Source organism: Glaciecola petra, from assembly GCF_031846345.1.
In the GTDB taxonomy this organism is placed as follows: Bacteria; Pseudomonadota; Gammaproteobacteria; order Enterobacterales; family Alteromonadaceae; genus Glaciecola; species Glaciecola petra.
In genome coordinates this window covers 204,837-228,451 of record NZ_JAVRHX010000002.1, presented here as the reverse complement: position 1 = coordinate 228,451, position 23,615 = coordinate 204,837, and the positions used below count along the sequence as shown (strand labels likewise).

General features: G+C 40.8%; 15 protein-coding genes. 7 read left to right on the top strand and 8 right to left on the bottom strand.

Annotated elements, in window-relative coordinates; translation table 11 throughout:
- Positions 1-99 precede the first annotated feature (99 nt).
- Positions 100-624: a gamma carbonic anhydrase family protein gene (locus RM552_RS08900; protein WP_311368475.1), complete on the bottom strand. Its 525-nt coding sequence runs from the start codon at positions 622-624 to the stop codon at positions 100-102.
- Positions 625-644: 20 nt separating this feature from the next.
- On the bottom strand, positions 645-2,693 hold the full coding sequence (locus RM552_RS08895) for a tetratricopeptide repeat protein (RefSeq protein WP_311368474.1): 2,049 nt from the start codon (positions 2,691-2,693) through the stop codon (positions 645-647).
- 322 nt (positions 2,694-3,015) lie between these two features.
- Here RM552_RS08895 and RM552_RS08890 point away from each other — a divergent pair, with 322 nt between their 5' ends.
- The 3 genes from RM552_RS08890 to RM552_RS08880 are packed head-to-tail and all read left to right on the top strand — an operon-like array spanning position 3,016 to position 6,223.
- Positions 3,016-3,579: a hypothetical protein gene (locus RM552_RS08890; protein WP_311368473.1), complete on the top strand. Its 564-nt coding sequence runs from the start codon at positions 3,016-3,018 to the stop codon at positions 3,577-3,579.
- 12 nt (positions 3,580-3,591) lie between these two features.
- On the top strand, positions 3,592-4,812 hold the full coding sequence (locus RM552_RS08885; RefSeq protein WP_311368472.1) for a hypothetical protein: 1,221 nt from the start codon (positions 3,592-3,594) through the stop codon (positions 4,810-4,812).
- Positions 4,799-6,223, top strand: a complete 1,425-nt coding sequence (locus RM552_RS08880; protein ID WP_311368471.1) for a hypothetical protein — start codon at positions 4,799-4,801, stop codon at positions 6,221-6,223. Before RM552_RS08885 ends, RM552_RS08880 begins: the two co-directional genes overlap by 14 nt.
- On the opposite strand, the gene RM552_RS08875 is transcribed toward RM552_RS08880, so the two are convergent.
- The gene (locus RM552_RS08875; RefSeq protein ID WP_311368470.1) at positions 6,220-6,609 is read right to left on the bottom strand and encodes an MmcQ/YjbR family DNA-binding protein; all 390 of its coding nucleotides are present in this window, start codon (positions 6,607-6,609) and stop codon (positions 6,220-6,222) included. The two genes, RM552_RS08880 and RM552_RS08875, sit on opposite strands and share 4 nt — an antisense overlap.
- A 134-nt stretch (positions 6,610-6,743) precedes the next feature.
- Between RM552_RS08875 and RM552_RS08870 the strand changes: the two genes are divergently transcribed.
- The gene (locus RM552_RS08870; protein ID WP_311368469.1) at positions 6,744-8,972 is read left to right on the top strand and encodes a sensor domain-containing protein; all 2,229 of its coding nucleotides are present in this window, start codon (positions 6,744-6,746) and stop codon (positions 8,970-8,972) included.
- 22 nt (positions 8,973-8,994) lie between these two features.
- On the opposite strand, the gene RM552_RS08865 is transcribed toward RM552_RS08870, so the two are convergent.
- The 3 genes from RM552_RS08865 to RM552_RS08855 form a co-directional block, all read right to left on the bottom strand.
- Entirely contained in the window at positions 8,995-10,422 is a 1,428-nt protein-coding gene (locus RM552_RS08865) for a M28 family peptidase (RefSeq protein WP_311368468.1), read from the bottom strand.
- Between the two features lie 138 nt (positions 10,423-10,560).
- Entirely contained in the window at positions 10,561-11,004 is a 444-nt protein-coding gene (locus RM552_RS08860) for an ATP-dependent zinc protease family protein (protein ID WP_311368467.1), read from the bottom strand.
- Positions 11,005-11,055: 51 nt separating this feature from the next.
- A complete protein-coding gene (locus RM552_RS08855) occupies positions 11,056-11,262 on the bottom strand; it encodes a hypothetical protein (RefSeq protein ID WP_311368466.1) in 207 nt (68 codons plus the stop codon).
- A 137-nt stretch (positions 11,263-11,399) separates the two neighbouring features.
- Between RM552_RS08855 and RM552_RS08850 the strand changes: the two genes are divergently transcribed.
- The 3 genes from RM552_RS08850 to cydB all read left to right on the top strand — a co-directional run bounded on the left by RM552_RS08850 (position 11,400) and on the right by cydB (position 14,419).
- Positions 11,400-11,948, top strand: coding sequence for a GbsR/MarR family transcriptional regulator (locus RM552_RS08850; protein ID WP_311368835.1), 549 nt, complete (start codon positions 11,400-11,402; stop codon positions 11,946-11,948).
- Between the two features lie 81 nt (positions 11,949-12,029).
- Entirely contained in the window at positions 12,030-13,415 is a 1,386-nt protein-coding gene (locus RM552_RS08845; RefSeq protein WP_311368465.1) for a cytochrome ubiquinol oxidase subunit I, read from the top strand.
- Positions 13,412-14,419, top strand: coding sequence for a cytochrome d ubiquinol oxidase subunit II (cydB, locus tag RM552_RS08840; protein WP_311368464.1), 1,008 nt, complete (start codon positions 13,412-13,414; stop codon positions 14,417-14,419). Before RM552_RS08845 ends, cydB begins: the two co-directional genes overlap by 4 nt.
- 102 nt (positions 14,420-14,521) lie before the next feature.
- On the opposite strand, the gene RM552_RS08835 is transcribed toward cydB, so the two are convergent.
- Both RM552_RS08835 and RM552_RS08830 read right to left on the bottom strand, forming a co-directional pair.
- The gene (locus RM552_RS08835; protein ID WP_311368463.1) at positions 14,522-15,082 is read right to left on the bottom strand and encodes a hypothetical protein; all 561 of its coding nucleotides are present in this window, start codon (positions 15,080-15,082) and stop codon (positions 14,522-14,524) included.
- A 39-nt stretch (positions 15,083-15,121) separates the two neighbouring features.
- Positions 15,122-23,614 (bottom strand): RHS repeat-associated core domain-containing protein, encoded by an 8,493-nt coding sequence (locus RM552_RS08830; protein ID WP_311368462.1) that lies wholly within the window; start codon positions 23,612-23,614, stop codon positions 15,122-15,124.
- Position 23,615: the final 1 nt, after the last annotated feature.

Below are 23,615 nucleotides of genomic sequence, written 5' to 3'. Positions count from 1 at the left end.
AGAGGATAGATGACGTTCCCGACAATGTCAAGCTTACTTAACATTTAGTTAAGCTTGCTTTTCATTTTGAGCAAGTGTGGGTTAAGTGTATATTCTGAATTATTCAGCAAACGGTATTAAGTTTTCAGCAAAATACCCAGCATTTTGTTGATAATGCTCAGCTGATTTTTCAAGCATCAGCGCTTGCTCTTCGTTTAGTTGTTTGATTACTTTTGCTGGAGAACCTATTACTAATGAATAATCAGGTATTTCCATCCCTTCAGTGACCAAAGCATTAGCACCAACTATGCAATGATGACCTATTTTAGCACCATTAAGGACAACAGCATTGATACCAATTAACGAGTAGTCCCCAATACTACAGCCGTGCAGCATCACTTTATGGCCTATTGTTACACCTTTACCCACATTTAGAGGAAATCCATAGTCGGTGTGCAATATAGAACCGTCTTGCACATTGCTTCCTTCACCAATAGTGATGGGGTCACAGTCGCCCCGAATAACCGCGTTGAACCATACACTCGCATTGTCTTTGAGAATGACTTTACCCATTACATGTGCACCAGGGGCAACATATACTTCATTGCCCATTTGTACTTTATTATTGCCTAGTTGGTATATCATCTTAAGGGAATTCTCCATGTTTATGGTTGATCGAGTAATTCTGGTGAACGCAAATAAACCGGACAAACTGAAGTGATTTCTTTCAGTAAGTTTGCTTTCTCTGCACTCTGGCCCAAAGTGCCTGCAAGCCAGGCCAAGTGACTTCTTGCTTTAAGCCCCATTTGTCCTCGTTCTTCATAAAAAGTCTTGGTTTGCCCGATATAATCACTCACCAGTTGCTTTTCGGGCGCGATGCTCTGCAACTTTACTTTATAATAGAGTTTGAAGAGACCGTCTGCAAAGCTTGCATTGTTAAGTAATTCGTCTCGTTCAATAATGGTGAGGGCATTTACGTAATTTTCATACGCTTTGTCTAACTCGCTGATTCTCAAGTATGCTTCGGCCAATCCAGACCACACTTGATGAATTGAAATTTCAGGTTGCTTTTTTATCGCAATAAGTTTTTGCTCAAGAGCTTTTTGATATTGTTGTTGAAACAAAAATACCGTCCCTAAATTTTCATGCCCTAGCGCATTATTTTCAAAAGAAGCAATTAGTTTCCGATAGGTTGACTCTGCTGATTCCAGCTCGTCAAAACACATTTGCATAGTGCCCAGGTTGCCCATTATAACTTCATGTACTACTATTTTTGACGCCTGTTCAAATTGGTTTTTAGCAATGTCAATTTGACCTTTATTAAAATAAAAATTGCCTAGGGTGTTGTATGCGCGCCAATGGCGTTTTTCGAGCGCAATGGCTTGCTTAGCAAACTTTACAATATCAGAATTGATTTGATCTTCGTCACTTGTTTTAGACTGTACCATCAACAACTCTGCCAGAATCGCTTTAGCATCAGCCGAAACTATCCTGTGATCCAGTATATTTCTAGCTAGTGTAATAGCTGCGCGTGGTTCACCCGTTCTAGAAAGCAACTCAGATTTAGCCAATAAGGTATGTACATCTTCGGGTGCTAAATTTTCAGCAGTTTTACAATAAATAGCAGCGGCTTCAAGTAAAGTAACTTCGTCTTTTATCCAACTTTCGCGAACCTTAGTTTTACATTTTTGCGCATACGCCTGTGAGAACTTTGGATCTAGCGCTGTTGCATTCCGAAAATGGGTCTCTGCAATGGCATATTCAGATGCAGAATGACTGACAAATAGCTGGTTCACTCCTGCAAAATATTCGAACAAAGCCTCTTTGGAGTCACTATAAATTGGATTCAATATTTGGCCGTTTATAAACCGAGTTACTTGTTCACTAATAATAGTTGCAATTTCGGCGTTATGGCTTGCGAACTCATCAGCACTAAAAAAAAACTGGCCGAGGGTTTTGGTATATACCTTTGAAGCAAATTCGACATTAACAAAGTCATAAAATTCACCAGTATTAACGCTCATACGAAGTACACCATGAGCTTGCCACTGGCTCAAGGAATCAGCATTACTCAATTGATATGAGTCAGGTCGCTCGGGCAATATCACGCTAATGTTAGTTTGACTTGTTAAATCTTGAAGCAAGAGCCGCGCTAGTTGACTCGTTTCTGGCGGGGATTGAACGACAATTAACACCTTGCCTAGTGGGCTACTTATTTTTGTATCTAAGGGTGCGACCGATGCATTATTAAAAACATGTGTACCATTAAAAGCGTTCCACCACCAAATGCCTATCACCGTTAATAACAACAAACCAATCATCGGAATAACAAGGTTATTTTTCAGCTTGAAATTGGGTGGTTTCTTAGTCTCATGTATGTCCGTAGCAAGTGTTTCTATAGATTTATTAGATTGAACAAATGTTTCACTCTGTTGAGATTGCAAAATACTACTGACTTGATGATCGTCTTTTGCTAGATAAATAGCATGTGATTCAACATTGAGCGCTTTTGCCACTCTTGCCAAATTAGCAACCGATACTGGTTTTTCATTAAATACTTTACTAACTAGGTCTTTAGGAGGTTTTTCTATGTTCTCATTTTGGGCGATTTGCTGTGCTAGTGCGTTTTGCGTTTTTAAACCGACATTAATCATTGCCAATTCGAGTTTTTCTCGTGACGCACGAATTCCACGTTTTCTTTTTCTGGTTTCCATAGTCTTCTTTTAGTTGGCAACACAAGCTAAAAAGCAGGATAAAAGTGTAACTAAACCGCGTTTGTATTACACCACTTTTTGATAAGTTTTGCTTTCCATTTCCTTATGTTTTAACAATATATAGCGCTTTGTTCAGGTTCTTAAGGCGTGAACTATGTCGTCACTTAACGTCATTTAAGCGTAGTACAAACGAAAAAAAATTGAATTCGCTTTTCATCGAATATTGCGTGGTGTATAGCTATGTTATGTCTTGTTTTTGACAAAATAGAACGTCCGGTTCATTACACCCCATAAATCAAAAATAAATAAAACGGATTTAATCATGAAATTTAAGAAACTAGCCTTACCCTTTACCATCAGCGTAGTATTTGCTTTATCGGCCTGCGGCTCTACCGATAATAATAGTGATTCAGGTTTAGGGCCAATTATGAAGACAGCACTATGCGCCGCTGGTGGTTTTGCGGGTGCCTACATAGGCAAAGAGCTAGCTGACAAATATTTTGAAAAAACAAATACTTCTTACACTGGTCAAGAACGTGAAATTTTAACCAAAGGTTTTCAAGTAGGTTTATTTCTCACTTTTTGTGGCGTTGCTAATTACGCTGGTGAAACTATCTATAAAAAATTGTCTGAAGACGGTTTAGCCAAGCGAAAAGAGCAGGTTTTACAAGCCGCTGTCACATCAGAATCGACGACTTATTTTGACCCACAAAATCCAGATTATCGAGGTTCAGTTGATATCATTGACCGTTATACAGAAAACGATGGAAACAGATACTGCGTAGTGGCAAAAGATACCCTAAGTATTGACCAAACCTCTGAATCTATTTTGGTCACTCAGTGCAGAAACTTGCCTAATGGCGAGTTTGAAGTCGTTGCGGTGTAATATAGAAAACCTATGAAATACCCAAAGATTTGTATATTTATCGCCTTTTGTAGCTTCTTATTTTCTGCGGCAAGCGCAACAGCAACTTTAGCTAACGCAGAAATGCAGACTAGCGCCAATCAAGGGCGCGAATTACAAGGGCGATGCAGCGACGCTGTCCGTAAAAAAGTCCAAGCCCAAAAAGACAGAGCGGCAGTAACAAAAAAAGACTGTATGCAAATACGTACCTTTGGTTCCTATTTAACCATAGAAGGAACTGTTGCTCCCGATGATGCAGTGAGAATTCGGCGTGCAATTAAGCAAGCAGGTTCGGCAGTCGAAGTCAGACTTAATTCTGGGGGCGGTGACTCAGCAGAAGGCATGAAAATCGGATTGGAATTTAGAGCAAGTAACTTACTTATAAGAATCGCAAACCGAAGTAGTTGTGCTAGTGCCTGCACTGTTGCTTTCATGGGCGGTAATTTGCGTACTATTGATGACGGCGCAGGATTTCAAGTCCATATTTATTCGGGGTTTCGAGATGGTTTCAACCATTTTAATAACTACGATTTTAACCGTTTGCGGAAAGGTGGATACATCTGGAAGGATGAATTACTGAAAAGCCCCAGAGATTTTTTACTCGGCGTGGTTAAATATCAGCATGGCTTAAGGGGTGGTTCATCCATAAAGAATGGTATGGTTTATGATGAAAATTATTATCGAAGCCCAAGTTCAATAAAAGTTGCTCGCCGTTTTAATTATTTGCGGAGTATGATCCAGCCTCCTAGTCAACGCTTTAGTTATGACGGAATGTTGCAAGCTGCCGCTAATTTAACTAAACGCCTGCAACAAAAACGAGCTCAATCCTATGAATTTTATGTAAAAAACCAATTGGCTCAGGACATAAAACAAATTGAATTAGGCGGACGTTCAGCAGCACATCAAATTGCAATGCGAATAGAGCGTGATACAGCCTTTAATATGATTGCTGGAATCTGCGAAATAAATGAAGCCAAGTCAGAGTTTAGTTTTATATCTAATTCCCTAAAACCTTATACGGTAGCCGATAGTTTGTTTAGCTTGTGCAACATAAGTCGCTTTGATCAACAATCTGATAGTCAGAATTCCCTTGGACCACGAAGTAACTTTGCGCTTCGAATGATCATCACAATGTTTGAAAGTAGAATTCAAGGGGTTTCAGAGCTCAGTCAAGAAACACTTTTTAATTATGGGTTCACTAATGTTGAAGAATAATGCAAATGCTCGAAAATCATTAGTATTTATAATCGCGTTTTTATTAATGTCTTGCGTATCAACATCGCTTGATAACAATCTCGATACAACACTTGAGGGAAAAGGCAATAATCTGGTCTTTTCATGGAGTGAACAACATCCCTTTGCTCAAACTTACAAAACAGCTCGTATACAATTAGTCGCGGAATACGTAGAGCAAGACCCAAATGGTCGCACTAGAAATGTAAAACAGGTACTGTCTCAACCTGCTCGCAACTTTAGCGAAATAAACACAAAGGTATTTACGCTTCCACCCAAATTAAGGTCTATACCTGCGTCATCGAATGTATGTTTGTACTTGTCGATGAACAATCAGCCTATACCTGTAAGAGCAAGTGTAGCAGGCAGTGAATCATCGCGTTTTGCTTTCCCTTTTTGGCAAAAAAATGTGTATTCACAGACCAAGAGTGAATATTACAGTCGTATTTTAGCACGTGCAAAAGCTAATTTGGCAAAAGCAGTAAATGCTGAACAACAAGCACTTAAAGCCCCTTTCAGCAGACTAAACGAATTCAATAGTGTCTTAAAAAAAGAAAACAACAAAGGTTTGAGTTCAATAAGTCGTATTGAACAATGCGATGATATTGTAATTGAACCACAATTTGCCAAAAAGACTCTCGATATATTGAGCGAAGAACAAATTTTACCCACCGCAAATGCAATATGTACCGCGGCATCATTTGACTTAATTGATCAATTTATACCTTTATACAGCAAAGCAAAAACAGACTCGGCAAAGGAATTTTATCGAAAACGAATGGCTGATTTTTCAACAGCTTTGATTCTTCCGGCAATTTATCGCTTTAAAAATCAACTGCAACAAGCTGGCTTCTTTGCATCTGCGCAATACATGAGTATCAAACCTATCTATGAGCGGTTTGAAAAGCTTGCAGAATTTGCTGATCAATATAAGCAACAAGCAAATGTTTTCAAACCTTCCGGAATAAAGATCTTCACATCACCCTACACTTTTGAGGCTGGAAAGCTGACTATTTTTGACAGTTTGCTTGGCATCCCAAATAAAAACTACACGGGCGCGCAACTCAGAGAGGTTGTTTATAACGAGTCCAGCGAAATCACTTATTGTACTCATGACTTCATTAAGCACTTAAATACAAAACGACAAAGTTTTGCTTTAAATATTGAAAACGCGCCAAAACGAGCCATTGCCGCTAACACTTACTTTAAAAATTATTGTAAGTCGGTATTCAACAATAAGGTTGATACAGCAAGTAAATACACCAATCAGCGCATTCAAGCAGAAAAAACACTCGCTCAATTACAAGCAGAATATGACGAATCAGAATTGCAAAATGAAAATAATCGCGCTGCGACTGATCAACAACTCAATCAATTAGCTTGTAAAATTTAAATCAAGCCGAGTTCGCGCTGTAGCTTTTTAGTTAAATTTAAGCTTACAAGTCGATACGATTCGTCGAGATAATAAGCTAGCTCCTCGTCTATTATAGGATCTGAGTCTGTTGCTAATGAATGTTTGAGGGTGCTGTCATAATATTGTATCCATAACATGCCACGCGATGCTAAATAAGGCGCTGGCCGATAATTATCTTTTTCTCGCAAAAAATAAAAGTTTGCCTCAGAGGTTTTAAAACTGATGCCTAAAATATCATTCTTATCTACCCTCGCTAAGGCAAATACTTTGCCGCCAATCTTCCACACATCAGAGCCGCCCCATTGATTAACATAAGTGCTTGCGTGTTTGCTTCTGCAATATTGATTGTAGCGTTTTAAGTTCATTGATTGCCCATATAGAATAATGGCGATTAGACGATATCATATGTCTAATGATACCAAAATCTTATTGCTAATTATTATATTGGCGTTATGCTGAATATGGGGTATCCCTAATGGTTGATTGCGGCTTGTAATATATGCAAAACATTAATAGTGATCGCAACAAAATCGAAAATTTTTTTATTGAGCTAAGAACCTCAAAGTTATTTTCGATCTTAAATATTACCAGCATCATCTATTCAATTGTATTGATATCGACTTTTGCCGCTGTATATGGGCAGATGCCAATATATATTGTCGCTACACATGTGATTGGTCTAAGCATAGTGATTGGCAATATTTTTCTAGCTTACAAAACTGAAAATATCCCGCGTTCTGCCGGCATACTTTTGTTTTGTATGTTAACGATACACCTTGTCAACATTACCATTGTAGGCGGCATCAATAACCCACATTTTGCATGGTTGTTTATATTCCCTATCCTCGCTGGCGGGACTCTTGGTTGGCGCGGACAAATATTCTTCTATATATGTTGTTTGCTGGGCACGATTTATTTTTATGTGGTCCCTGAAAGTATTAATTTATTGTCTGACAATGACAACCTCGGATATACCTTATTTACCCGTATAATGTGCTTAAGCATTTTTACCTTAATCATGTTGGTGTACTACTTTACTTTGAACGAAAAAATGCAACATTTGCAAAAAGCCCTCGATTTAGCTTCCTTTGAAAGTGACTTATTTTTAGGCGTTTTTAACTCAAAAGCACAAAGTGTCATCATGACCAATCAAAATGGTCAAATTGAAAGAGCCAATGCAAAGTCCCATGAAATGTTTGGATTTGAACAGGGCCAACTTTTAGCACTCCCCATCTCTCAGATATGTAGTTCAGGCATTGAGAATTTATGCACCGCTATTAAGCATAGACAATCTACTGAAGCCAAAGTAACGACCCACAATGGCCAGACAATTTGGCTTGAATATACAACCATGAGTGTTATCGACGAAGACAAAAACACGCATACATTAATTACAATGGAAGATATAAGTATTCGCAAGAATCATGAAGCAGAATTGTCGTACCTCGCCCGGTTTGACCATTTAACTCGCCTTCCTAATCGCTTGTCGCTGCAAGAGAAACTAAATGAGGCGATTGCTTTCGCAAAAACCGATTCACAAGAATTTGCAGTGGTTTTTTTCGATTTAGACAAATTTAAGAATGTTAATGATATACAAGGCCATCAGGCGGGCGACACTGTATTAATTAAAGTCGCGCAGCGTATACAAAGTTTGAATAAAGCAAACGACTTTGTAGCTCGCTTCGGTGGTGACGAATTTGTTCTAGTGATAACGAATATACAATCAGAAAAATACGTAACCGACCAAGTTAAAAAAATTCAAGATAGTATTTCTAAGCCTATTAGCAACGCAGGAAGTGACTATTATGTTGGCTCTAGCGCTGGCGTTGCTTTTTACCCACAAGACGCTCAAACGGCCAATGACTTGATTCAAAAAGCCGATATGGCAATGTATAAAGCTAAATCTAATGGCCGCGGACAATATCAATTTTATAGTATTGAACATGATGAAAATATTAAACGTCAAATCAAGTTGAGCAGTGAACTCAACTTTGCAATTGAACGTGACCAACTCAATTTACTATATCAGCCTATTTACCATATCGACGGCAAAATTTGTGGTGCTGAAGCCCTTGTAAGATGGAACCATGACGAACTAGGCATTGTGTCTCCGAATGAGTTTATTCCTGTTAGTGAAGAAAACGGTTTAATTGTTCCAATTGGCCTATGGGTGTTAGATGAATCTTGTCGAGTAATTCGACACTGGCATGATCTTGGATACACTCACTTAGTTATGTCTGTTAATGTTTCTTATCGGCAGATAAACAGCGATGATATGGTCAAAGAAGTACAACGTATTTTAACTAAGTACCAGTTAAGTGGTGCCTCGCTAATTTTGGAATTGACTGAACGCGTATTTGCCGACGATTTGAAGTTGGTCCAACGCAATATTACAAAATTTACGGAAATGGGCGTACAAACGGCAATAGACGACTTTGGCGTAGGCTATAGCAGTTTGAGTTATTTAAAGAAAACGAAATTTAGTTCGTTAAAAATTGACCGCGATTTTATCAAGGACATCGATTCTAACTCCGCTTCTCGAAAATTATGTTCCGCCATTACCACTATGGCCTCAGGGTTAGGTTTGAGCGTCACTGCCGAAGGTGTTGAAACCAATGAGCAGTTACAAATATTAACTGCTATGAATATTGATAAATACCAGGGCTACTTAATGTCTAAACCCATTGAAAGTGACGCCTTTGAAGCATTACTGAGTAATTCTAATTAAACGCTAAGGTCATTCGTGCCCATTACTGCTCTTTGTTTTCTGGCTTAAAATCCACCTCAGAATCTGCAATAAGATAAATACTCGTCGCATAAGCCGCTACATTTTGCGCCAGTTCTTTTGGATTGATCTTATCCAAAGTGTCATCAGGTGTATGATGCAAATCAAAATAGTCTCTACCATTTTGATTTAAACGTATTGTGGGTACACCTTGACGAGCCATGGGTATAATATCAGGGCCTCCGCCTGGCACATTAGAACCGCCTCTCACAATCCCTAGTGGCGACAGTATTTTAGCTATTTCGTCTATCACTAAAGTCGCTTGCGGATTTACATTAGAGACTAACTGCCAAATTGTTTGCGCGCCAAAATCAGACTCTGTGGCTAATACATGATTATGAAGATTGTCTTTGTGCTTTTCAGCATAGGCAAACGCACCCAATAAACCCACTTCTTCAGCGCCAAACATGACCACACGAATAGTCCTTTTAGGCCGTTTAGGTAACTTTGAAATAAGCGCAGCCGCCGCTGTTGTTATCCCAATGCCAGCGCCATCATCTACTGCCCCGGTGCCTAAATCCCAACTATCTATATGTCCACCAATGAGTACAATTTCTTCAGGTTTTTCACTGCCTATCAAATCAAGAATTACGTTACCACTACTCACTTCTCCTTTCCATTTAGACTCAGAATGCAAAGAAACGGCTAGGTCTTTTCCTAAGCGATGTAATCGACGAAAATGATCAGCATCAGGATTTGAAATAGCCACCACGGGAATAGTCGCCCATTCATCTTTATTTTTACGCATCATGCCAGTATGCGGAAATCGATGAGAACTTGACCCCACAGAACGTACCATGAGCGCTTCGGCGTTTGCTCGTTCTGCATGATGATATCCACTTTGTCTGCGAATATTGGCTTGACCATACCCAGCACCGGTTTGGCTTTTTACCATTTTATCGCCGTCTACAAAGGCAATTTTGCCCTTTAAATCGCCCGCTTTTACATTTGCTAGTGCGTGGATGTCTCTAAAATAAACAACTGGTGCCTGTATTTCTTTTGTGGATGGCGCGGCTCCACCTAAGGCTGTGCCATATAAATCTTGCTGATAAGGAGCGGTCATTGAAATATGTAAGTGACCTCTATCCCAAAAAGGCATCGTAAACTCTTCAATGCTCACTCTATCAAAACCAAGTTCTTTACCTAACTTTACACCCCACTGCAATGAACGAAGTTCGGCTTCAGAGCCGGCTAATCGAGGACCAATTTCAGTAGTCAGTGACTCAACAATTTCGAAACCGAGATCGCTGTTTAGTGCTGTTTGCATTAAATCAGTAGCCGTTTTTCGTTGCTCTTCAGATATAATGTTGATCGAGTCATTCGTTTGGGCAACAGATAGAAATGAAAAAAGGCTTAAAATCGCACCAAAAAAAAGGCGCCTTGAAATTGGCATAGATTGCTCCGTTTATTACATAGTGGCTGATAGATATAAGACGACCTAATAAGTATAGTCAGAAACTAGCGAAAAATAATCATATATATTTTAAAGACATGTAAGGGCTTTGACTATTCTTCTCTCGATTACTAACATTTAGGCCGTCACAAGGAACTCTTTACTCGGGTCGACCAATACCCGTTCAGACATCGCTTCTCTGCCAAGCAACATCATATAAGTCATTTCAGATCGATCTGTTAAGGTCATTTTGATTGGCCATGATTGATCACCAATAACAAGCAATGTCTCAATGACAAAACGCCTTTCTCTGGTAGCGGTAGAACTTTTCACTCTACGTTTTGCTTCAACTTTACAAGAATGTCGAGTGAGTATTTCAACATCATAAACATCCGGATGAATATCGAAATTAATCCATGACTCATCATTTTTTTCGTATTCTTCAACGTTCTCAACATGCAGAGATGATGTTGCGGCTCCAGTGTCAACTCGCATAACTAGGTTAAATATTCCTAGCTCAGGTAAATCGCACTTTTCTAAAGCACCCAACACTAATTTGTCATTGCGTTGTCTGTATTCCATTTGCATTACTCATTTCAAAACGATGCTAAGAAACATCGCATTTACTACTTGTTAATCTACAATAGGTACATCGTTTAATGCCAGATCATCTTGCACCCATTCAACATGCTCAGCTACAGAATCAGGCTTATCAAATAAGTACCAACTGTTATTATACTTTAGTATATCATAACTAACATACATGAATAGTTTAAGCGCTATTTCAGGGCTAAAGTGCCTTGGTGGCATCACACCAGCGGCGTAAATTAGACTATTCACTCAAACTTCAGATATGCGATTGTCTTGAAAAACACCAGAATATAATTGATTAAAATCAAGCTATATATTATACTTTCAGAAATTATTGAAACTTCAGAAATTAAAGTAAGGCTCAGATGTCAAAAGAAACTCAAAATATAAAAATGACTCCTATGATCGAATCATTTGTCTTTCATTTTGGCGAAATGGGCAGCCGTTGGGGTTTCAATCGCACCGTTGGTCAAATATATGCGCTGTTAGTCATGACTCAAGACCCTATTTCAGCTAATGATATCGCTGATACTCTTGCTATTTCACGCGGCAATGTCTCAATGGGCTTAAAAGAGTTAAATGCTTGGCAACTGGTTGGTACGGTGCACAAACAAGGCGACCGCAAAGACTACTATGTGACTAAAGGTAGTATTTGGGAGATGGCAAATAAGGTGTTTGAAGAACGTCGAAAGCGAGAAATTGACCCTACTCTAAGTTTGTTGCGGGATAACTTAATGGACACGCCGGGGAATCAAAGCGAAGAATATGCACAAGCGCGCATTCAAGAAATACATGATCTGCTTGAGAATATTACCAAGTGGACACAAAGCTTACAGGCCTTGAGCCCCGAACAGCTAAATGGTTTGATGAAACTAGGCTCTGGTGTAAGCAAAGTGCTCGACCTAAAACAAAAACTCATACAAAAAAACCAATAATAACAAGCGAGCAATACCCGAATTATTTTTTTTCTCCATTTTGGAGGCCTCTTGTTGAGGTTAGTGTGTTCGAGGTGATACATGTTAGACGTACTCTTGTTATCTAGACTGCAATTCGCAGCTAATATCAGTTTTCATATTCTATTTCCGACAATAACTATTGCGCTAGGCTGGCTATTGTTTTATTTCAAAGTGCGCTTTGATCTATCAAAACATCCGGTGTGGATGCGTGCTTATCGTTTTTGGGTGAAAGTATTCGCATTAACATTTGCGCTCGGAGTGGTCAGTGGTATTACTATGTCGTTTCAATTTGGCACCAACTGGCCTGGTTTTATGGAAACAGTTGGAAATATTGCCGGTCCATTGCTGGCCTACGAAGTTCTCACCGCCTTCTTTTTAGAAGCCACCATGCTCGGCATTATGTTATTTGGTATTTCACGTGTGCCTAATTGGATGCATACCCTTGCAACATTCTTAGTCGCTTTTGGCACCACGATGTCGGCATTTTGGATTTTAGTGCTCAATAGCTGGATGCAAACGCCAGCTGGCTTTGAATTGCGAGAAGGCGTAGTGCATGCTACTGACTGGTTTGCGATCATATTTAACCCTTCATTCCCCTATCGATTCACACATATGTTGATGGCCTCAGCGTTAACCGTATGCTTCTTAGTTGCGGGTTTGTCTGCTTATCGTATTTATCGAGGCGACAGCAAAAAAGCGCCTCGCTTGACCTTAAAAACAGCCTTATTTAGCGCTGCCTTGTTAGCTCCTACACAAGCATTTATTGGTGATTTGCATGGCTTAAATACCCTAGAACATCAACCTCAAAAAGTGGCGGCGATGGAGGGAGTATGGGAAACATCTACCCAAGTTCCTTTGCTTTTATTTGCTATACCCGACGAAGAAACCCGTAGCAATCAATTTGAAATTGGTATCCCTTATGCTGCCTCGTTTATTTTGACTCACGATATCAATGGAGAAATCAAGGGATTAAATGAATTTGAAGGTGCTCACCCTCCTGTTAAGCCACTGTTTTATGGCTTTAGGTTAATGGTTGGGCTCGGCATGCTGATGATCATAATTGCTTGGTGGTGTAGTTTTAGCTTAAAACGCCACAAAAAGCTTAGTCGCTTGCAACTTGGAGTATTAATAAGCATGACTTTCTCTGGGTGGATTGCCACCTTAGCAGGATGGTACGTGACTGAAATTGGTAGGCAGCCATACTTGGTAAGTGGTGTTCTCAAAACCGCAGATGCTGTTACCACTATTGCCAGCGAAAATGTTCTATTCACCTTTATACTTTATTTAAGTCTTTATATCGTTTTGTTATTGGCCTATATAAAAACACTGTTTTTACTGGCAAGAAAATCAATTAGCGTCGAAGAGTATGACCTAACTGTGCCAGGCAGACCCGACATAAAAGGGCAAGTTAATTCCAAACATTCGGCTATAGGGAGTTCACTATGAATAGCATTTTGAACGCAGAAAACCTCGCTATTATTTTCGCCGGCTTGACCTGTTTTTCATTACTTCTATATGCGGTTTTGGACGGCTACGATTTGGGTATCGGGATATGCTTACCCATGAACAACCTAGAATGGCGTGATACATCGATAGCCGCTATTGGTCCTTTTTGGGATGCAAACGAAACGTGGCTAGTGTTATCTATTGGTTTGTTATTGGTAGCTTTCCCGGCAGCACATAGTGCTATTTTATATAGCCTTTATATTCCTGCTACCTTAATGTTAGTTGGGCTAATTCTGCGTGGCGTTGCCTTTGATTTTCGAGCCAAAGTTAAACAAGACTATCAAGCCTATTGGGATTGGGCATTTAAAATTGGCAGTATAATAGCCACCTTTACCCAAGGCTTTATGCTTGGACTCTACATTATGGGCCTTGAGTATACGTTGCTCTCTACTACCTTTGCTATTTTCAGTGGATTTTGTGTTTCAGCAGGATATGCCTTAATAGGCAATTGCTTTTTGATCATGAAAACCAGCGGCGAATTACAATTGCGCGCAATTAAGCAAGCAAAGCGTTATGGCACCATAACTTTTGCAGGCATTTTAACAGTATGTTTGGTCAACCCCATTGTTAATCCTGCCGTAAAGGAAATCTGGTTGAATTCACCTTATGCCATTTTTTACGCTATTGTTCCGTTGCTGTGTTTTGCTATGTTTGGACTCGGTTATCAAGTACTAAAGCGACTACCTATGGTTAACGATAAGGGAAACTGGTTGCCCTTTGTTATCACAACAATAGTGTTTGTAAGCTGTTTTAGTGGCTTAGCTCTGAGTTTTTATCCATATGTTGTGCCCGGTGAAATGACCTTATACGAAGCCGCAAGCTCGCCAGAAAGTTTAAAGGTCATGTTAATAGGCGCAGTAATTGTTGTCCCTATTATTTTTATCTACACCGCGTTTACTTACTATGCCTTTAGAGGCAAAGCTGAGGGCTTAAGGTATTACTAATGTGCCCATGTTAGCTTGAGTGTGTTTGTCCGACGATAATAAAGTTTAATATCCGACATAATATCATGTCGGATATCATGTCAGACTCTTTGAAGACAGCTTCTAGCCTTTAACTTTTCTTAAATAAAAAGCAAATAAAAGCGCTAAAATAGATAGCCCATAAGGTGCATTAGCATTGTTAACAACCCTTTCGGTAATAAACAAATCAACCTCAAAATCAAAGCCATTGGCACTGTCACGCAGACCTCCACCAAGGAAATCACCAAAAATTTGAAAATCCACAATAAGCGCATTTTCAATTAGATTGGCGTTGCCATCTTCTACAAAAAAGTCGAGTGAATCAGCAAAACCATCAAATAAACTGAAAACAGGTGTGTCTGGAAAACTAAGATCATTGGTTTGATCAAAGCGTTGACCCAAAAAAGTAAAGGAAAAATCCGTCAATGCTTCAAAATCGACAAAACTACTGCCTGAAAAGCCTAAAAACTCTTCATCAATAAGCAGCAAGTCTGTATCGTCAAAGCTAATAGTCCCCGTTCCGCTTTCTCCTGCAAAAGTGCCGTCAAACACAACAGCCTCAAACTCAAGTGTAATAATGTCGGCTTTGGTCGACATAGAGCAGGCCAAAACGATGGCAACAAGTGCCGTTTTAAAAATTGTCATACTACTTCTCCTTTGTTTCATTGTTTTTCTCAATTTAGTTTAAAAAGCGCCACAAGCCAAGGCAATTGCTGCATCGCCAGGGCTTCCACCGCCAAACCCTCCTGGGCCATTCATGTTATTAATAGCGCTGCCTACTGCCCCACCAAAACTATTGACTGCACCTCCTGCTTCACCTGCGGTATTGTTAATTATCCCTTTTGCTATACAACCACCAAATTCGAGCACTAATCCATCGTTTGCTGTAGATGACGCAATGCCTTTTCCAATACCTTCATATAAGTCCGACAGACACTGCCCAACTACTTTATATTGCCCAGCTTGAGGCACGACAATCTTACAAAGAATGACGCCGTATTCTTGGGCTGCTGACTTTCCTGAAGGGTCGGTAGCATTGAGAGGATTATTGAAAACGTAGCGATACAAGTTTGCATCATTTGCTTCAAAACCAATCGGATCCTCGCTTATAAAGCGTCTTGCAGCAGGGTCATAAGCACGAGCGCGATAATCATACACATTGATATCTGCTTCGTATTCACGACCCGTAAACGTAAAGCGATCACCTTCTAAGGGATTAGTTTGCGAGATAATCTTACCAAAGCTATCGTAGTCAATTTCGTTTAGCATATTACCATTGCTATCAACTAATCCATGTACGCTTTGTTGTTTGTCGGTCAAGTACCAAGCAGCATCGCCATTTACCAGTCGAGCCAGTTTTTCATCAGTATTGGCGCCATTTAAATAACGTACACTCACATCGCCATTGACTTCCATGTCTGTCCAAGCATCAGACATTACGTAATTAGTGTACGCAACATCATTGTTCACGCTGCGTTTTACTCTGCGATCTAGTGCATCATAGCTGTATTGAATATCGCTTATTGTTACACCCGCATTGTCGACTAATTTAACTGCTGTCAATCGACTACGATGATCGTAAGTAAAGCTTGCTACCTGCCCCGTTGTGTTGTCAGTTCGAGTTAACATGTTACCTGCGTCATCATAGGTATAGTCAATATCGCCTTGAGATAACAATCTATTGCCTTCTCCAATGCTTGCGTCATCGCTAGGGTTACCATTGGCATCAAAGGAGTACTGCTCGTTAGCGTTTTCACTTCGGTTTGCTGTTAATAATTGGTCACGATTATCGTAGCTATAATCAATCGTTTCTGTATCTTGGGTCTGCATTGAAACGCGACGATTTCCATCCCATACATAGTCAAAGCCATAAATGGTGCCATTAACGTCGTGAGATATCATCTGCGCAAGATGACGTGCATTAAATGCATAGCTTGAGGTCCCCAACGTAGCGGTATCCAATTTTCGCGTCAAACTGGCTCGCAAACCTCTCGGATCGTAGTTTATATCAGCAGCTAACTCTTTGCTATCAGCAGCCAAAGCAATCGAACTCAGCAATTGACGGTTGTTGTAACTCAGGCGTTGGGATGAAGCAGAATCCGAAACCTCAATCAGCTTATCATTGCCATCATACAACATGCTCAAGGTGCTAGTTGGCCCCGAAACAATCGATACCTCGTGGGTAAGCACTCGGTTGTTCGCATCGTAAGTGTTAGTAATATTGCTACTGCCATCATTCATGCTCAGTACATTACCCAAAGCATCGTAAGTGCTGAGCAATTGCCAAACGATATCGTCATTGCTATCAAGCCAAGTTTCAGCGAGCAAGCGATTTAACGCATCATATTGATAGTTGATTTTGTATCCACGACGATCTGTTTTAGCAATCAAATTGCCAATTGCATCATACTCGTAGCGTTCACTAGCACCGGTCGCATCGGTTCTAGTGACCTTTCTGTCTAATGCATCATAATCATAGCTTGTTATGTTGCCATCGATATCAACTACGCTAGTCACATTACCATTTGGGTCATAAGCAAAATTGATTTCGGTGCCATCATCAAATCGAGTACGAATGAGTTGATTGCTCGCATTGTAATCGAAAAATTTGGACTGACCGGCTGGGTAACGAATAGTCACTAACAAGTTACCTTCATACACGAACTCATATAGATGACCGTCTGCATCAACTTGTTGAATAGCCCGACCGTTGGCATCACGAGTTATGGTGACTGTATTGCCAATTTCGTCTGTAATGCTCGTCACAAAACCTCTTTGATCTAAGGTACGCAACTGCGTATTGCCATCGGGTAAGGTCACTCTTGTTGGCGTGATAAAACTACCTGTATATTCATAGGTGGTTTGATTACCTACCGCGTCAGTCATGCTGATCAAACGCCCCTCAATATCATAAACATAGGTAAATACACTGCCATCTGGCATCGTTAGTGAAATCAAATTACCATTTTCATCAAATACGCTTTGTGCAGCGTGACCCAATGGATTAACAACAGATGTCTGATTGGCAAACTCATCAAAACCAAAGGTACTGGTAAATCCTAAAGCGTTGGTTTCAGCAATAACATTGCCCATCTCGTCATAAGCAAACTCAGTTGTGTTACCGTTTTCATCGGTCACTCTGGTTTCGTTATTGTTGGCATCTATCACATACGTTTTTGCGTTTCCAAGCGGGTCTTCCTCGCGAATAATGTTTCCGCGTAAATCATATTCAAGTAGAGTGACTTGCCCTTTAGCGTCGGTAATTGTGCCCATGAATGACTCTGGTTCCCATGCTTGAGCGATACGATTTCCTAAACCATCTACTGTGCCAGCGAGTCTGCCGTCGTCATCAAATTCTATGCGAGTAATGTTGCCATTTACATCAGTGAGTTGCTCCATAAAGTGTTGTGGCGAATCCAGATAGGTATAGGTTTCGGTTTGGCCCATACGATCAGTAAATGAAACTAACTCACCCAGAGAATTGTATTCATATTGCAAGCTATCACCCTCTGGGTCATTGATTGCAACGATTCTGCCTTCGGTATCTCTGTCAAAGCGCACAGCAATACCTGATGAATGAAAAATACCTTCGTCGGTGTAAACAAGCTCGTTTCCATTGCGGTCGCTCACACTATTCAGGCCTCTAAATTGGTTGTATTGCCATTTAGTTCCGTTTGGCTCAATCAATGTAAAGTTCTGCGGGTTATAATTAAATGACAACAAGAACAATACAAAATTACCGTCTGAAGTCTGACTAATGGTGACAGGGTCAACCTCTAGCTCATAAAACACACCTGGGTCCGGAATGAACTTTGGTACAAAACTGTTACCAAAGAGGCTGGGGACGGGTTCGGGATCAAAAGTAAAGCCAATTCGTTTGCCGTCAGGCGCGTTCAAATACACACGTGTTTCGGCACTGTATGGATTAGTCACAAACAATCCTAGCGTTTCTTCCATTTCCGCTACCGGAATGGTTTCTCTTATATCAGGGTTAGAGAACTGGAAGTGCCAACCATAACCAAGCTCTCCCGCTACAGCAGCATCGGTACTTCTATACACACGATTAATTTCTATTGGAATATTTGAAATTGGAATAGACAAGTCGGTATAGGTCAATTGGAATACACCAATTTTACTTTCACCTGTTAAACCAATAAATATCGCGGCGGCTGCCTTATTGCCATTGATGTCCTCTGCCAATAACCGCACTACATAGTCATCATTTCGCAATATAGTCGGGTCAAAGGTACCGAGAAGCGCTGATTGAGCAGCTTGAGTGCCTTCAGCAAAGGTTGTCCATTGAGGCCCTTCGTCAGCAATGGTTAAAGCATCATACTCGCTAGCGAGGGCATATTGCAGCACATATTCCCGCAAATCATCGGCTTCGATTGTACCAATAATATCGGTCAAAAAGCTCGCTGTACTGCGCTGCTCTGGGGACTCAATCGATACAATAGGCGCGTCGTTATCTGCAATATCAAAAACGCGCAAGCTAGCGGTATCATCACTTGATAACCCACTAATATCGACAGCAGTAGCGCTCAACACAAATTCACCTGCTTCACTTGGCGTAATTGACACACTATTGTTGCCGTCTAAGCTTTGCTCGACACCCAAATATGTCAATGAAACACTATCTAAACCAGCATTGTCGCTAGCAATGACTGTCGCAACTGTGCTTTGCCCTAGAGCTACTTCAGTAGGATTAAGCACAATTGACACTTGTGGTGCTTCGTTGTCTTCTACTATTTGAAGTATAAAGCTTTGCACAGCAAAGGCTCCAAAGGGGTCTGTGACTAAAATTTCTACGTCATATTCGCCAATTTGCGCTTGCGTTGGCGACATGCTGAGTGCACCTGTCGTACTATTGATTCGCAAACCTAGTGGTGCAGTATTTAGTTCAAAGACCAAATCGCTATCATCGTCATCCACTTGCACAGCATAGAAATAAGAGGCTTCCGCTGACACACTCGTGATGGGATCCGAAACAATCACCGGCACTTGATTTTCGGCTCTTACCGACAAGATCCAATTTTGTTGAGCCTGACCACCTTGATTATCAGTGACGGTTAGTTCAAGACTAATAGCTTGTACACTTAAGCTGCTAGCTGCGGCTTGAATTAAACCTGTTGATTCATTGATACTGATACCAAGAGGCGCAGAATCAAGCTCGTAAAGCAAGGTTGAGCCCTCGGGATCTATAGCGGCAACTTGATAAGCGTATGCTTCATCAACCAGCAATAAGCTTTTAGGTGTTGAAGTAATAAACGGGGGTAAATTGGCAACATTTGTTGTGACACTTAATTGGTAACTTTGTTTTGCAAGCCCGCCCTTACCGTCGGTCACGTTTAAGCTCACTAAATGAGTACCGCTTTGGGCTTGACTGGGCTGCCAACTAATTTGTCCTGTTTGTTCGTTTATCTGCATGCCAATCGGTGCAAGTTCTAGTGCATAAGTCAAGACATCTCCATCGTCATCAATAGCATTCGCCAAATAATTATACTCTTCGCCTTCTTCGATACTGACGATTGGACTATTGGCAAAATAAGGTGCTGAATTAGCCGCACTGAGTGCCTGTCCATTAATTGAGAAGCGGTCTCGACGCGGATTAGCCAATATCATTTTAAACGGGCTACTTTTTTCTCCACTTGCTACGCCAGCGCCTAATTCATCATCAAAGAATACGCGCGCTAGACCATTAGTAGTTTCGCCATCTGCATTGCTTACACGAACGGCGACAGGATCCGTTTGTAGCGTCACAGTGACAGTATCATTTATGGGTAAGGCACCGTTATTTTGTAATTTTGCATCTACAAATAGGCGGTTACTGGCCCGATTGAAATACACATTGTCATAGACAACTTGGCTTTGAGACGCTTCAAGGCTAGTAGACCCGTCTCCATTGGCTGAAGCACCAAATAAAGTGATACGCTTTTCAATACGATTATCGTCAGAATCGAGCGCCGCAATGGTGAACTCGTTTGCACCTTCGTTCAGAGTAACCGTGCTAAAAAAGTTACCAGCAGCATCAAGCGCCTCAACTTCTGCGCCATTGATTTCTACATTAGCAAGGGCGAGCGATTGCAATACTAAACTAGGTAAATCACCAGGGTTTACTACCGATTGAGCACTGGCAATTGAATTAGAATGCGCGTTAATGCCATCAACAATATTTTGCAGCGAATTAGTTATAGTATTGTTATTGATTTGGAAGGCAAACAAAGTGATACCAAACTCTGCTAACGCCTGAAGCTCCTCGGCATTAGCATTGTTTAGAGCTTGGCCATCGGTCAAGAAGAAAACAATAGTTTGGTCGGCCGGTGGAGCAATGCGGACTTGCGTTAAGAGCTCACTAATTGCCGCACCAAAATTAGTACCAAAAAGCCGGCCAACATTGTTTTTTAATGCAAAATCAAGATTAGTATCATCTCCAATAACACTTTGCTCATCTGGCCTTATAAAGCTTTGTTTAAATCGCTCAGGCCCCAAATCAAGGGCCGAAGCATTATCATTGAAAGGCACAACCGACACTAAGGTATCGCTAGCGCTTTGCTCAACTTGCTTGGCAATATTAATTGCGGAGCTAATTTCGACGTCTAGTACATCGCCATTTCGGCCATCACCGTTAAAGTCATCAAGTTCGTCCACACTGCCATCGCCATTAGCATCAAAGCCTGAAGGGTTTGAGGTGCTAGCAGAGTTATCCATAACAAAATAAACGTTAACCGCGCCACCACTTAAGTTTGCCGTGCCTGACAATACAATAGGCGTGTTTGCCGGTAGCAAACTACCATCTTCAATATCCAAGGCAATAGCACCTGTACCGGTAGTTGGCCTCTCTTCAAAGAAAATGAAATTTGAATCCAATGTAAATTGATTAAGGTCACTACTGGCTTCGTAAACTGCATTTTCGATGTCGGCAGTAATGATTATTTCAAAAGACTCAACCGTTTGTCCACGCAAAGGATGGGCGATAACTAAATCTTTGGTATAACTCTCTCCAGGCGCAAGTACTTGAGCATTGTCTAGTTCTACAGGAATAGTAAAGTCAAAGGCATTGTTTACATTAGCTACTGCTAGCCTAAATTCGTTATCTGAATAAAACTGAATCTGGTCTTTCCAAGCACCCACATTAGTCGCAACGCTGCCGTTGTTGGTCACAGTATAAGTAAGCGAGATGTTTGCGGGGCTATCGGTAGATACAAACGACGCCGAAGCTGATGTAATTTGCAGTTCTGCTGCACTTTGCGATACAAATGTGTCATTAGACTCTGAAACGATAAAACTGGTATTACCCGTAGGAACCGCGTTAATGCTGGTCGAACTTGAGGCAATTAAGCGATAGGTGCCAGTTTCGGGCAACGATGTCACATTCGCATCATCGGTTCTACCAAGAAACAAGAATCGTCCATTTGGTGCAATTAACGAAAATGAAATACGGGGCGCATCTCTGTAATCGACATTTAAAAATAGCGGATTGCCTGCCGTAGCGGTAAATTGATACTCTCGGCTGTAGCCTTGGCTAGGTAGTCGTAAAGTCTCGATGGAATCCAAAGTCAGTGCTTTTGGCTCTGGCTGATCCACCGGCCATAAACGGATATTAAAGGCACCCACAGTGTCACCATTTCCATCGAATTCGATGCTATAACGACCTATATTTTGAATATTAAAAAGTGTCGCGGTAGTTGATGAGGCAAAACTACCACGGGTATCAATAAGTACATCCTCGGCGTCGAGTAATTTAAGGCTGTAATTGCTACCTAAGGTTCCGCTTAGCCTCTCGACGCCTAATAATGTTGGCTCCTCAATATCAAATTCAAAGCGCTGTCTTTCTCCTGGCGTTTTAATTTCGCCCGCTGCACCCAAATATAACTCAGAAGCAATCGTTTGGGTTTCGGGTACTTTATGGATTTGGAATTGATATGTGGGTTGATCATCTCCCTTACCATCAATAAGCAAAGTATAATTTCCACTTGGCAAAATAGTGGGTTCTATGTCAACCCAACTTGCAATATCAAAGATGACTTCACCTTGGTCATTTGTTAAGGACCAAGAAATAGAAAATGATGCACCTTGTTGGCGATCAAAAAAGACTTCTTGGTTATCTGAAACTGAAAACGTAAAAGCGTCTTTTTCGCCTTGCACAGTTATTTCGCCAGACACTTGCTCGTCTAAAGTAATTGGTGTGGACGAAACCTCAGGAATGGCCGCTATTTGGAACTCGTAGGGTGTCGTATTTTCAACACGCCCATCTATTTGTAAGATGTAGCTCCCGGTCGGTAACATTTCGATTTCTTGGTCAGTCCAAAAAGTATTGGCGAAGATACTTTGTCGATTAGCATCAAATAAGGTCCAACTTATGCTCGTCGAGGCTCCCGATATACGATCAAAAAATAAATCTGCCGGCTCATTTAAGGAAAAGGCAAATTCATCTACCTCTCCTTGCACGCTTATTTCTCCGCTGACGATATCATTGACGTTGATATTAGTAAGCGATACAGGCGGTACTACAGCAACAATAAAGCTATACGCAAAGGTATCGTCACCATTGCCTCTTAATACTAAACGATAGTCGCTCGCCACTAAGCTTAAAGACTGAACGTCCACAAATTGACCATTAAAAATTTCATTGTCGTTTGCATCAAACAGCGCCCAACGCCCTGCTGAATTGCCAGAAACACGATCAAAGTAAATCACATGGTCTTCGCTCAGGCTAAAAGTAAAAGCATCTTGTTCACCTTGAACACTTATTTCGCCTTCAATGCTTACATTTAAATCAATAGCCGTTGATGAGGTAGCAGGTACATTCACAACTTGTACTTGATAGCTGCCAGTTCGATTGTTGTTACTAGCGATGCTTAGCACGTATTCGCCGCTTTCAGTTAAGACTATTGGTCCCTTGTCAGCGTAAAAACTAGAACTAAACAGAGCTTGATTTGTAGGGCTAAGGACTTGCCAGGTAAAATTAACTGAACTACCCGACTGTACGTCAAAGAATAGGGTATCACCTTGGCTTGCCGTAAATTCGTATTGATCCACTTCACCAGCAGCATCTATAGTGTCGTTAATCACATCGCCAACATTGATTGGGCTCGCAAAGGCTAGTGTTGAAAACAATAAAAAAGAAACTGCAATAGTTGATTTTAATGCATTGTGTAAGTTTCTGATAAACGTCATG

Bases quoted from the DNA above. Each gene is read 5' to 3' on its own strand.
- RM552_RS08900 (WP_311368475.1), bottom strand. From the start codon at position 624: ATGATATACCAACTAGGCAATAATAAAGTACAAATGGGCAATGAAGTA.
- RM552_RS08895 (WP_311368474.1), bottom strand. From the start codon at position 2,693: ATGGAAACCAGAAAAAGAAAACGTGGAATTCGTGCGTCACGAGAAAAA.
- RM552_RS08890 (WP_311368473.1), top strand. From the start codon at position 3,016: ATGAAATTTAAGAAACTAGCCTTACCCTTTACCATCAGCGTAGTATTT.
- RM552_RS08885 (WP_311368472.1), top strand. From the start codon at position 3,592: ATGAAATACCCAAAGATTTGTATATTTATCGCCTTTTGTAGCTTCTTA.
- RM552_RS08880 (WP_311368471.1), top strand. From the start codon at position 4,799: ATGTTGAAGAATAATGCAAATGCTCGAAAATCATTAGTATTTATAATC.
- RM552_RS08875 (WP_311368470.1), bottom strand. From the start codon at position 6,609: ATGAACTTAAAACGCTACAATCAATATTGCAGAAGCAAACACGCAAGC.
- RM552_RS08870 (WP_311368469.1), top strand. From the start codon at position 6,744: ATGCAAAACATTAATAGTGATCGCAACAAAATCGAAAATTTTTTTATT.
- RM552_RS08865 (WP_311368468.1), bottom strand. From the start codon at position 10,422: ATGCCAATTTCAAGGCGCCTTTTTTTTGGTGCGATTTTAAGCCTTTTT.
- RM552_RS08860 (WP_311368467.1), bottom strand. From the start codon at position 11,004: ATGGAATACAGACAACGCAATGACAAATTAGTGTTGGGTGCTTTAGAA.
- RM552_RS08845 (WP_311368465.1), top strand. From the start codon at position 12,030: ATGTTAGACGTACTCTTGTTATCTAGACTGCAATTCGCAGCTAATATC.
- cydB (WP_311368464.1), top strand. From the start codon at position 13,412: ATGAATAGCATTTTGAACGCAGAAAACCTCGCTATTATTTTCGCCGGC.
- RM552_RS08835 (WP_311368463.1), bottom strand. From the start codon at position 15,082: ATGACAATTTTTAAAACGGCACTTGTTGCCATCGTTTTGGCCTGCTCT.
- RM552_RS08830 (WP_311368462.1), bottom strand. From the start codon at position 23,614: ATGACGTTTATCAGAAACTTACACAATGCATTAAAATCAACTATTGCA.